Genomic DNA, 13,464 nt, shown 5'->3' on the forward strand with positions numbered 1-13,464 from the left:
AGAACAACCTACTAATCATATGAAAACTATATCATAAAATTATGATAAGAGTAAACATCATTCAATTGAACAACATGATATGTTTTATCATATTAAAAAAATTAAAAATTCTTACAAAATTTTCTTGCTAATATCTTGAATTTAATACTTTTTTTCATAGGTTACTCCAACACTGCCTTCCCCATCATCTGAAGCACCAGCATTTAATTTTAAACCAGAACCTATATCAAAGTTAACAATAGCTTTCGAAGCCCCCTCTATATTTTTTCGAAGTTCTATATACGTATTGTTATTAATGTACTTACCCGCAGCAATTGTAGACTGCCCTTCAGAATTTGTATACACTTCGAAATTATCAATCCCTAACCTAGAGCGCAGTTCATCAAAAGCCAGTATCGACGGTCCTCCTACTAATTGATTAACAGCATTAGCAAGCTGAACAAGCTGTGATACCGATAGATTCGCAAGCGACTTACCAAAAATTAATTGTGCTAAAATCTCATCTTGAGGTAACGCTGGAGAAGAAGAAAAACTGATAGAAGGAGACGATGCTAATCCTACAACATCAACTCTAATTGATGTTGATGATACATTTGATTTTGCTTGTATATTTAAATATGGCATCAATTCGCCATTGAATCTTACATTTGCAAATACAATATTAAGCCTTCTATTAAGGATTGTAATTTGCCCCCTCCGTAGAGTTAATAAACCCAACACTATTGGTTTGGTAGTAGTATTACGAATATTTAAGTCACCATTCAATTCAACATTAAGCCCCCTGCCACGTACAAAAATCTGAGAAGGTGCTTCGAGTATTAAATCGAGACCTAACTTGAATGATTTATTATGCTTATTATTACTTTGAGTATTCTTCAAAGCCAACGTTTGACCTCGAACTTCCTTAGAAGCATTCTTATGAGAAATATCAAATTCAGAGAACATAAAAGGCATTTTATCAGGAATTGTAATCACAAATTCTTTAAATTTTACATGGCCAGAAAGCACAGGAGACTTTATCAGCGGACCGACTAACCGCAAACTAGAATCAAAGGTAGCTTTTAGAATATTTTCATCCAGATAAATGGCTTGATTAAGATTTATAACCAGATTGGCATGATAGTTTCTCTCAAATCTGAGATCAATGACACCTTCAGCTGTCATAGAACCACCATTCCCTAGTTTTGCTGTCAATTTTTTAACATTAGCGTTCTTCCCATCAAAATTCACTGATGCTTTTAAATCATAAAGCGTGTAATTATTTATAACACCCTTTAAAAGTGCTTTATTTATTGTAAGAGAACCAAAAATGCCAGGAGCATTCATTAACCCCTTTACAGACAAGTTCAAATTTACTATCCCATAGGAGTAAAAACCTCTTTCTATCAATTGCTTGTTAAAAAGCTCTAAGGGAAAATTTCCTTTGATAGAAAAGTCTTTATATAAATTTAATTTAAAATTGATATCTCCATTCATTCTAACAGAAAGTCCTGCTTTATTAGAAAAATAGAGATTTACAGTAAGAACATCTCTAAAAAATTCTCCCTGCATTTCTACAGAAATTGGTTTTGAAGTATATAAAGATATCTGCTGTGCGGATGCTTCTTCCCAAACATTCTTAAACCGTATCAAAGGATCTGATATTTGTCCCTTGACAATTACTAGACCTGATACCTTACCAGCAACAGCAAGTGTAGGAACAAACATTTTTACAAGATGCGCTGGTAATTTTTTACCTTGTATTTGTAAATCAAGCTCCCTCCCTAACTTTCCTACAGCACTTATTGAAGAATCTTTACCTATTTGTAAGGAAAAATTATCAAAATAACTTTTATCTTCATCAAGATTGAAACGCACAGGAGTAGAAAGATTTATAGGAAAATCCTTCAAATCAATAGAAAAATGATCAATCCCAACTATTTTTTTACCATCTTGTGGAACAATCCATCCCATAATATTAAGAGGACTATCCAGATAATATCCAGTAAAATGAATATCTGTACGCTTTTTTTCTTGAATAGCTGAAAAATGAAGCTTGCTTAATCGCTGATTATCAAAAGAAATCTCTTCTATATTTGCTTTTCCTTGTATAGAAAACTTGTTAAAATCTAAAATTTTTAAATCAATTTTAGGATTTTTTATGCTGAATCTATTACTAACAACTCCTACACCAGAAGCTTTAACTGTTGTCCCCTGTTCTGGATCAAAATTCAAAGAACCTTGTAAATTCCCATGAACATTCTGACCCAAAAATGCCATAATTAAATTAATGTTTTGAAAATTAAAGGTAAACTTACCTTGTGCTTTAAAAGGAAAAGCAAAATAGGCCTGCCCTTGTAAAGAATTCAAACCAAATTTACCTCTTGGTACCGATAACTGAACACGATCATTTACCTTTATAAGTTGCGCAACTATATCAATAAGTTGATCATCATCAATACGACCTACCAATTTTATAAAAGCATCAGGAAATCGAACATCTATCTTTGTTTTAAGATTTGCTTTCAGTTCAGAAAATCTATGATCTGCAAAAATTATCTCATTGCTTGTAAAATTAGCCAAAACATCCGGATGAGAAAAAGGACCTGATACAGTCAGCATTATCTTAGCAGAACCCTTTGCCTTCTCAATTAAGGAAGAAGAATCTAATATATCTGCGAATAAAGAACTTGATATATTTCCTTCTTTATAAAGGAGATAGCCTCTAGTCTTAAGACTCTTTTCTACAACAAAAGATACATCAGATACATGAATATTATTTTCAATAAAACTCAGCTCTCCAGATAAAGAAGCAATTTCCTTAAACCTAATCTTTGAAATTGTAGAAAAAAAAGAAGGCTGAATAAATATTTGAAATCGAGATACAAAATTTTGATTAGAAAAATAATATTTTCCAGACAAAGAACCTTTTATATCATCATTTTCAAGCCTCACTGTTTCTAATATAATACGATTTGCACTCACATTAACAGGAACCGTAATCTTAGTAGGAGTCGCAATCTGTTGATTGAATGTTTGATAATTAAAACTTGCTTTTTGTGAAACAATAACAATGTTTAAATCTCCATCATTATGTGTCAAATCCAAATTTTGACCATAGGCTGAAAAAATAACACCCTCAAGTTTAGTACGAGAATGTTCTAATAGCGGTACAGAAAAATGAGAATCCAGTTTAGCAGAACTGGCATCACCAACTAAAGAAAACCGAGCATCTTTTATTTTAAATTTCCAATCCCCTACTGCTGAAGGCCATAAAAAATCCACTGGCTCAGAAAAACTCAGAAATCTTGCAGACAAACTGTTATAACCCAATGAATCATAAACACCAGAAGCATCAAATTTACATTTATCAGTTGCAATTTTCATATAATCAATATCTATTTTACTATGCATATCCGATGCCATAAGAATATTGATTGATGTCCATCCTGAAAAAATTGAATGCAAGTTCATAGGTACTAATTTTTCGATATTCCCCTTACCAGATACAGTAAAAAAATGTTTCCCTTGAGAATCATTGGAATGCAGTAGTTTTAAAAAAGCTATGTTTTTATTATCTAAAACAGCATTAAATTGACTCTTGAAATCATCAAGATACCCTTCCCCAGATAGCTTTAACTGAAGAGATACCATTGGTGACAATGCAAGGATACGACTTACAAGCCCTTCTTTTGGCTCAAAAAGCTCGATATTTAATGACAAGAAATTCCTTGGTGAATCATGCGCAATATTAACTTTTAATTGAGATTTTGGCTGATCGGGACGAAAAACAAAGAAATTGATTTTCTTAATATTTTTAGAAAATTGCAACTTACCACGTGCTGAAATTCTAACGTCATTTCCTACTAAAGATTTATTTAAAAAAATCTCATGGATGTCAATATTGTCAATATTAAAATCAAAAAATGGTTTAAAATCATGATAATTCTTCCCACGAGAAGAATCATTCTCTCTTGTTGGCATTCTATAGAAACGTATTTCCCGAATACTAAAATTGTCTGCCTTAAAAACACATGTAAATAATTGCAAAGGTGACCAGTCAAGCTTGAAGTCATAAACTTCACCATAAATACCATTTTTGTCCTTAAATGCTATTCGATCAATACGAAGAGCTCCACTTATAAGCCCCTCCATTTCTCCTATCACAACAGAACGGTTCTCTGTTGAAATCAGAAAAGAAACCCCCTCTTTAAAGAGCCTTGCGCCAAGAGAAGTTGTTCCTACAAATACAAAAAACCCAATAAAAAAACGGTTATACCAGTTAAAATTGAAAGAAAAATCTTGATTACAGATGTTAAAAAATGTGCTTTCATAAATTAAATCCCATTTGTTCACACCTTAAAATGCATGCCCAATACCTGCATATACTGCATAACGAGATGAATTCTTGTACCTATTTAATGGAATAGCCACATCAAACCGAATAGGACCTAAAAAAGTATTATATCGAGCTCCAATACCTGAACCACTCCGAAATTCTGAAAAATGAACAGAGGCCCCCCTTCTGACAGTACCAGTATCAATAAATGCTACAAATCCAATCTTATCTGTTAGGCTAACCCGTGCTTCTAATGACAAAGTTATAAAAAAATTCCCTCCAATTGCTTGTCCTAAAGCATTACGTGGAGAAATTTCATTGTATTTATAGCCACGTACAGAACTTCCTCCGCCTGCATAAAAACGCTGTGTAATTGGGAGCAAGAACAAGTCTTGTGATGTTAGCAACAACCCAGCAGAAACTTTTGTAGCAAAGACAAGAGGACTATCTGCACCCAAAATTTGATAGATAGAAAAAGAGCCTTTTATTGTTGAATAAAAAGCTTGCCTGGTTAATTGATATCCAGGTCTTATTAAAAACGATGCCCGATATCCCGTTGTCGGATTCAATTTGTTAACACGAGCATCCCGCACATACTCTACAGGCAGAACAACTCCTAAATAAGAGTCTGCACCATATGAATATCTTTCAATAACACGATACATCTCCATATTAACAGAAATAGCTTCCTTATCAGAAAGCTCATATGAATAACCAGATGCAACAATAATCGATGTTGATTTATAAAAATCTCCACGCTCAATTTTCATATTAACACCTGAATTAAATGTAATCCCTGGCATAAAAAGTTCAGGTTTAGAAAATATTATCGCTGCTGAATAATCGATATCAGAAATATTAAAACTTTTCCCTATCCTTGATATCGCTGTCTCCACACGCAATGATTCAGCATTTCCTAATAAATTACGATGCCCCCAATAACCATTACCAGAAACACCATCAACAGTTGCAAACTGCACACCTAATCCAAAATATCGATAAGGACTTTCTGATACCTCAATGATGACCGGCAAAGAACCATCGACATCTAATGTATTCCCCTCATACACCCTAACACTTGCAAATACACCTAATTGACGCAATACGGTAGCAGCCTTTTTCAAACTGTCAGAAGAATATTTCTGTCCTTTTTTTAATCTTGAAAAATAAATAACAAACTCAGGAGTTATTCCTTTTTGACCGACAACACGAATCTTCCCTATAAAAGCTGACGGCCCACGTTTTACAAAAAAGACAACATCAAACTTTTTATTAATATGATCAGCAATTACTTCTCGACGATCAATCTTAGCGAATGGATATCCTATTTTTTTCAGAGCATCGACTATATTTTGACCCGCTTTAATAAGCAAGGATGCATCCACTTTTTGATTTAAAGCAAGCATCACATTTTTTCTGACAGAGTCAGGCAATATTTCATCACTTTTTAAATATACTTTATTTAAGCTAAATATAGAGCCAGATTTTATCTGAATAACAACCGAAAGAAGCCCAGAAGCTTGAACTTCAGAAGTATAATCTAAAACTTTATCAAGAGGAAAGTTGTTAATGTAAATCTTAACAACAGCATCATACCGGGCTTTTTCATATAAAAAAGCAATCAATTTTTTACGATCATTACGTGCTTTTATAAGCAACTCAGAAAAATCAGAAACATTTTTTTTTTGATCTCTAACAAGAATAGAAATCTCTTTATACTCATCTAACTCTTTAGCACTGGCATCAGCACTAATCGTAACCTGATAAAAAAACCCAACATTTATGTTATTCCCTATTTCTTGATGAGAATCATGTGAGTTTTGATTATACAGAGTTGAAGCCCACGATAATGAGTTAAATCCGCCACCTATAATAAAATATACAACATAAATCAATATAAATGTAATCCCGTTCTTAAAATCCAAAATATCAGAAATTTTAAGTACCAGAGATTTTTTTTCAATTTTTAAAAATTGGTTTTTCATCGAATAATGTAAAAATATAATATTCAAAAAAAAATTAAGTATTAATCTACCACTCTATTATCATAAAATAAATTATAAAACCAATAAATAAAGGCTCCAAAAAAATGGAGCCCTTTTTTCAATCCTTAAAGAAACTTTAACAAGGAACCAAATAACGGCGATTATAACGATCTCTTTCATAACACTGACGATTTTTCTCTGACATTTTACTGAATAATGCGCCTCCTGCACCTCCCAAAGCTGCACCAACAGCTGCACCTTGAACACTATTTGTCATAAGCCCACCGACTATAGCTCCCCCTCCAGCACCTAAGGATGCACTCCTTTCCATTTCTGTACAACTTGCAACAAACATTCCAACCAGAAAAAGTGGAATAACTTTTTTCATCCTTACAATCTCCTATTTCATTCCCATTCAATGCATAAATATATATTCCCCAAGTTTTAGGTTTAAAATTTTAAATATATTATATGACGAAATGATGTCGATTATATTATAAAGTTGTTTATTTTCTATTTAATGAATTTACCTTGAAAAGCTATGTAAAACCATTCGTCTTGAAATAATTTTCAAATTCTAATATAAGGCTGGTGTTGTAATTAATCTATACCATAGTGTAAAATATGCCTTAGAGGGCGTTATGGATTTTGAAAGATTTTTTGAAAAAAACTAGATTGTTTACGAAAAGAAAAAGATATCGGGTATTTGCAGACCTTGAGCACAAAAACAATCTTTTCCCATATGTTATACACCATGAAAAAAAATCACAGATAACAATATGGTGTTCAAATAATTATCTTGGTATGGGACATCATCTGAAGGTTATTGAAGCAGTAAAAACCGCTGTTGATCATTGCGGTGTTGGAGCAGGTGGGACTCGCAATATTTCAGGAACAAATCATTATCACGTTCTCTTAGAAAAAGAATTAGCTGATTTGCATGGGAAACAATCTGCTCTGCTATTTAATTCTGGATATATGTCAAACTGGACAGTTATAAGCACTCTATGTTCAGAAATGGAAGGGATGATTTGCTTTTCAGATGCTCATAATCATGCATCTATTATTGAAGGTATCCGTCACTCTAAATGTCAAAAGGTGATCTGGAAGCATAATGATATAAAAGACTTGGAACTGAAACTTTCTACAGCAGATCCTGCTGCACCCAAAATAATTGTATTTGAATCAATATATTCTATGGATGGAGATATTGCTCCTATTAAAGAGATTTGTGACCTTGCACAAAAATACAATACTATGACTTATATAGATGAAGTCCATGCCGTTGGTATATATGGAATGCGTGGAGGGGGTATAGCTGAACGAGAAGGAGTGATGAACCGCCTTACTATTATTGAAGGAACTCTTGCCAAAGCATTCGGGGTTATGGGAGGCTATATTGCAGCTTCAGCAAATTTATGTGATTTTATAAGATCATTCTCTTCAGGGTTTATTTTTACAACATCTTTATCACCAGCACTTGCTAACGCCGCTCTTACATCAGTTATCCATCTGAAAAATAGCAACTACGAACGGGATATGCACCAAAAAAATGTAAAAATGCTACGAACTGCACTCAGGAAAAAATCTATTCCCTATATATCTAATACAAGCCATATTATACCAGTGATGATCTGCGATGCTGAAAAATGCAAATTGCTATCTGACTCTCTGCTTAACGATTTTGGTATTTATGTACAGGCAATCAATTACCCAACAGTTCCTCGAAACCAAGAACGACTACGTATAACTCCTACCCCTCTTCATACTGAAAAAGATATTGACCACCTTGTTAACAGCCTTGATAAACTTTGGTCAGACTATAAGCTTTCACGAATTTTTTCCTAAAAAATCTGCCATTAATGTAATAATCTTTGTTAAATTTCAACTGGATTTGTTGCAGAAAACAACCAATCTAATGTATTCCTATCATCTAAAAGCGGAGTAAGAACTTCACGTGTACGCTTATGATAGTTATTTAACCATTTCAGCTCTTCTTCGCTAAGTATCTCAAGAACGATAAGTTTCAAGTCTATGGGACAAAAAGTAAGCGTTTTGAAACCAAGCATTGGTTGATCTCCCCCTTTAATCTCTTCTGCCTCAGATACATAAAGAAGATTTTCAATACGTATTCCAAAGCTTCCAGGACGATAATACCCTGGCTCATTCGACACAACCATTCCAGGAAGAAGAGGCTCTTGGTTCCCCCGTGCAATAGCCTGAGGCCCTTCATGAACAGAGAGATAACAACCGACACCATGCCCAACACTATGTGGGAAGTCAACACCTGCCTTCCATAATGGTAAGCGTGCTAAAATATCAAGATCACAACCTCGTGTTCCTTGAGGAAATCTTGCCGTTGAAATAGCAATAACCCCTTTTAATACTAAAGTAAAAAAACGTTTCTTTTCATCATCAACATCGCCAAGTGTGATTGTCCGTGTAATATCAGTTGTACCATTTAAATACTGTCCACCAGAATCTAACAGAAACAATTCTCCTTCCTTAAGGAATCTGTTGCTTTTTGTGGTAACACGATAATGAATAATCGCTGCATGATTTCCTGAAGCCGCTATAGTATCAAAGGCAATATCCTTGAGAGGATTATGACATTTCTTTCCCATTTCTACTCGACATTCTTCTAATTTATTAACAACGTCAATTTCAGTTATCTTGTCCAGTTTTTGAACATGAAGCCAAGCAAGAAAGGAAACCATAGCAGCGCCATCCTGAATATGTGCAGAGGCTATTCCATTAATCTCAACTTCATTTTTAACCGCTCGTGATAAGCGAGAAGGATCAGGACCTTTTACAATATTTACATCCGTTCTATCGATAAAATTAAAAAGAGCATACGGTGTCCAATCTGGGTCAATGAGGATACTGGCACCCCTAGATGTAAGTTCACTAAGACGGACTTCCAAATTTTCTGGATTTAACAACAATGCAACTTTAGATAAACATTCTTCTACATTTTTATCTGTTCTTCTTTTGTCTAGAAAAAGCTCAGCTCGTGCATCAGAATATAATATAGCTCTTGCTAATGGATACGGTGTATGCAAAACATCAGAAGCACGAATATTAAAAAGCCATGCAACCGAAGAGGGATCGCATATTAATACTGCGTCAATCTTCTCTTTACTTAACTGAGTATAAATTTTTACAAGTTTATCTTTTGAAGAGATGCCAACATAATTGATTTTTTGAAGTTCAATCTTAGACATTGAGACTTCAGGACGATCTGACCATAAAAGATCTATTGGATTATAAGGTAAACAGATCAAACTCCCATCTATCTTCGAGAGATTTTTTTCGAGATAAAAAGCTTCAGAAACTGTATGCAACCAAGGATCAATACCAAGACGAAAGCCTAACGGAGCATACCGTGACACCCAAACAGCAGGAGGCTCAGTTACAAGATCCAGTTTAGAAAATAATGTCATATCAAGTTCTTCTTCCACCTGAAGATTATACCGGCCATCAATAAAAATTATAGCGCTTCCTTTCAACAATAGGGCCGTACCTGCTGAACCTGTAAACCCTGTTAACCAAGAAAGCCTTTCAGAAGAAGGAGATATATTTTCACCCCTATATTCATCAGAATGCGGGACAAGAAATCCATCTATTCCTAATACATCAAATTGAGATCGAAGTGCCTGAACTTTTTCATAGGCTTGCTCAGATATCGACTTAATTTCAAAAGACTGGAACATATTCTCAACCTCATCAATTTAAAAAATCACCAAAAACTATCGCTAGAATATCTATCAAGATTAATCTCTATTATTAATCTTGATTAAAAAATGGAAAAACCTTCCTGCGTAAATTCTGAACAATGTAATTATTAGCAAGCTTTATTAAAAATAACACAAAAATTGTATATTCATTAATGTACAATTTTCAAAATATGTATCCAATATTTTACTTATTTAATGATTATACAGTTCATAAAATTTAGATATTAAAATATTTTTTAAACATATTAGAAGGGAATTGTTAACCGATTTTTCTTATTCTTTATCAAGAAAAAATTTCATTCCTGTGATATTAAAACTATGAAATCTCCAAGACTTAACTTATTTCTTCCAACAGAAGCAGACAGCAAAGCGATTGAGAGTAAATTGTCTTTACCTCCATGGCATGCAGCTTTTCTTTTAGCTCCCAACGTCCGCTTTACACGTACCCCTGAAAGTGAGTTAAGTCGACGTCGCAACACTCCATTAACAACCAATAAGAGTAATTTTCAAGAAAGAAACGATATTGAATCAAAAAAACAAATTCTTAAAGCTACGACGTCACTGACCAAGTCAGAATCACAAAGCTTTTTAGAAAATGGTAATTCTACAGAATTAAATATACCTTTAAACCCAAAAAATTTATCAAATATTATTCCTCAATCACAAAACAAAACAGATATAATTTCTTCTAATACAGATGAATCAACTCATAAAACTTCAACTTCTTCTATAACAGTTAGAAAATCATCTGAACAACTTTCATGGCTATCGGATTTCGCTTTCTTTGAAAGTATAATTCTTCAACCTCCTATCATGGATACTCCTACAAAAAGTTTACCAGTTCCATTTCAAAAACACCTGGAAGCACCGGATTCAATCATAAGTCTCTTTAAAACAATGGAATGTCGTCAGATCGGAGAACCTATTTTTAGCCGCACGTCCACTGAATCTATCGAAACAACAAAAAACACAGAAATACAAAAACCTTGCAAAAAATTGGAAAAAGCTTCCGATAAACACAATAAAGAAATTAAAACTATCTTTCCTAAAAGTTACCCTGATGAAGATACAACGTATAACCATCCTCTCGTAAACCTTTTAAAGAAGAAGCATAGTAATACTATTGAAAGCATGACTGCAGAGCAGTTTGAAAAAAAGGCTGGAGTACTAGAAAGTATCCTTGAGGATTTTGGAGTCAAAGGAGAAATTATTAATGTAAGTCCAGGTCCTGTTGTAACCCTGTATGAATTCGAACCTGCACCAGGTACAAAGTCATCACGAGTTATAGGATTAGCAGATGACATCGCACGTTCTATGTCATCCTTATCAGCTCGTGTTGCAGTAATACCAGGACGTAACGTTATTGGTATAGAGCTTCCTAACGATCTTCGTGAAACAGTTTATCTCCGTCAGATTATTGATACACAAGATTTTTCAAAATCTGAAGCCCATTTAGCCTTATGTCTAGGAAAAACAATCGGCGGAGAAGCCGTTATTGCAGATCTAGCAAAAATGCCACATCTGCTTGTAGCTGGAACTACTGGTTCTGGGAAGTCTGTTGCCATCAATACGATGATTTTATCTTTGCTCTATCGTCTTCAACCCAAGGAATGCCGTATGATTATGGTAGATCCCAAGATGTTAGAGCTTTCTATTTATGATGGGATTCCTCACCTATTGACGCCTGTTGTCACAGACCCCAAAAAAGCAATTATGGTTCTAAAATGGGCAGTACGCGAAATGGAAGAACGCTATCGTAAAATGTCACAATTTTCTGTCAGAAATATTCAGGGATACAATGAACGTATCCTCAAAATACAAAAAGAAGGTTCTACAAATGAAACACTTTCAGATCTAACAACTATGCCTTACATAGTTGTTATCGTTGATGAAATGGCCGATCTGATGATGGTGTCCGGAAAAGAAATTGAAGGAGCAATTCAACGATTAGCACAGATGGCGCGTGCAGCAGGAATTCATTTAATCATGGCCACTCAACGTCCTTCAGTAGATGTCATTACCGGAACAATAAAAGCGAATTTTCCCACGCGTATTTCTTTCCAGGTTACCTCAAAAATTGACAGTCGCACTATACTAGGTGAACACGGTGCTGAACAGCTTCTTGGCCAAGGAGATATGCTTTACATGTCTGGCGGAGGACGTATTCAACGAGTTCATGGCCCTTTCGTTTCAGATTCTGAAGTAGAAAAAGTGGTACAATATATTAAGTCACAAGGTAGTCCTGAGTATCTTGATAGCATTACGGAAGAAGAAGACGCTGAAAATATAATTACCAATGAAAAAACAGCTAATTCTTCAGAAGGAACAGATGAAAGTAATGAAGTCTATATAAAAGCTGTTAAATTAGTTATACAAGAAAAGAAATGCTCCACTTCTTACATTCAACGCCGCCTACAAATTGGATACAATCGAGCAGCACTTATTGTTGAGAAGATGGAAAAAGAAGGCTTAGTTGGCCCAGCAAATCATGTAGGTAAAAGAGAAATCCTTGCTATAAAATTCAAAGACTGTATTTAAATATTCTATCTAGAAATCCTTATTCAATTTATGTATGAAATGCTTCCAAAGAAGGCAGTATTTTATTATAATTTTCATAATTTATATTCTGAAACATGCAAGGCTATCAAATGTCACTACAATCATCTTCATCGTATTACATTTGACTGCTATTCCTTTGCTATATTTTTTTGGTTATTTTCACAACTGAAAGCACTGTAAATACTGCATTTATTTCTCTGAAATAAAATTCACGACGTTTTTGAGCTTCACTATCATATCCCCAATAATCATTCATCCAATCTTCTTCAAGATATGCTATCTCCCATGCCTCATTTATAGAAATAATATTTTCGGCTACAGCAAGAGAAACCAAAACTGAATTTGTGAAAGTTGCCATCATATGTAGACAAGAAAGCATTATTTGTGAATTATATTTCTGTAATGCACCAGAAAAAGCGTTAATAGCTTCAAGCGGCTGTTTCTTATAGGAAATACCTCTGGATAAAATAAAGTTTGCACCAAACACACGTGCCATCCAATCAATCAAGGGATCCCAACGCTGGGATTGTCTTTCTACAAGTTCTCGTGGACTGTCAACACGATAAAAAAGCATATCCGTTTCCAGTAAAGATAAGAGATCTTGAAATATTTCTTTTGAATTTTCCTCCGACTTATCCAGAAAACTATTAACTATTCTGGTTATGGGCATAGTAAATAGATCAATCTCATCTTTTTGAGATCGCCATTCATCCGCAATAAAGAAGGCTAAATCCTCAGAAAAAACGGCTAAATCTCTATTTAATGGAGTTTTCAAAATTTCATTATCTAACTCAATAAAAAATTTATCTTCTATTTTACGTATGGAAACATCTTTATAAAAGCGTTTTTTAAAATACTTAATTAT

Annotated in this window: 6 protein-coding genes and 1 pseudogene; 2 read left to right on the forward strand and 5 right to left on the reverse strand. The window is 34.0% G+C overall.

Annotated elements, in window-relative coordinates:
• Window positions 1-141: 141 nt before the first annotated feature.
• The 3 genes from B488_RS05650 to B488_RS05660 form a co-directional block, all read right to left on the reverse strand.
• The gene (locus tag B488_RS05650) at window positions 142-4,335 is read right to left on the reverse strand and encodes a translocation/assembly module TamB domain-containing protein (protein ID WP_041770784.1); all 4,194 of its coding nucleotides are present in this window, start codon (window positions 4,333-4,335) and stop codon (window positions 142-144) included.
• Between the two features lie 3 nt (window positions 4,336-4,338).
• Window positions 4,339-6,213 carry an autotransporter assembly complex protein TamA gene (locus B488_RS05655; RefSeq protein ID WP_172792750.1) on the reverse strand — a complete coding sequence of 625 codons (1,875 nt, stop codon included), beginning with the start codon at window positions 6,211-6,213 and terminating at the stop codon, window positions 4,339-4,341.
• A 226-nt stretch (window positions 6,214-6,439) separates the two neighbouring features.
• Window positions 6,440-6,691: a glycine zipper domain-containing protein gene (locus tag B488_RS05660; protein ID WP_015273580.1), complete on the reverse strand. Its 252-nt coding sequence runs from the start codon at window positions 6,689-6,691 to the stop codon at window positions 6,440-6,442.
• Between the two features lie 253 nt (window positions 6,692-6,944).
• Between B488_RS05660 and hemA the strand changes: the two are divergent.
• Window positions 6,945-8,151 (forward strand): annotated as a pseudogene (hemA, locus tag B488_RS05665) (5-aminolevulinate synthase).
• Window positions 8,152-8,180: 29 nt separating this feature from the next.
• Here hemA and B488_RS05670 read toward each other — a convergent pair.
• A complete protein-coding gene (locus tag B488_RS05670; RefSeq protein ID WP_015273582.1) occupies window positions 8,181-10,016 on the reverse strand; it encodes an aminopeptidase P family protein in 1,836 nt (611 codons plus the stop codon).
• 342 nt (window positions 10,017-10,358) lie between these two features.
• Here B488_RS05670 and B488_RS05675 point away from each other — a divergent pair, with 342 nt between their 5' ends.
• Window positions 10,359-12,578 (forward strand): DNA translocase FtsK, encoded by a 2,220-nt coding sequence (locus B488_RS05675; protein ID WP_015273583.1) that lies wholly within the window; start codon window positions 10,359-10,361, stop codon window positions 12,576-12,578.
• A gap of 160 nt (window positions 12,579-12,738) precedes the next feature.
• Here B488_RS05675 and B488_RS05680 read toward each other — a convergent pair whose 3' ends face one another.
• On the reverse strand, window positions 12,739-13,464 hold the full coding sequence (locus B488_RS05680; RefSeq protein WP_081583179.1) for an ATP12 family protein: 726 nt from the start codon (window positions 13,462-13,464) through the stop codon (window positions 12,739-12,741).

Source organism: Liberibacter crescens BT-1 (assembly GCF_000325745.1).
Classification (GTDB): domain Bacteria; phylum Pseudomonadota; class Alphaproteobacteria; order Rhizobiales; family Rhizobiaceae; genus Liberibacter; species Liberibacter crescens.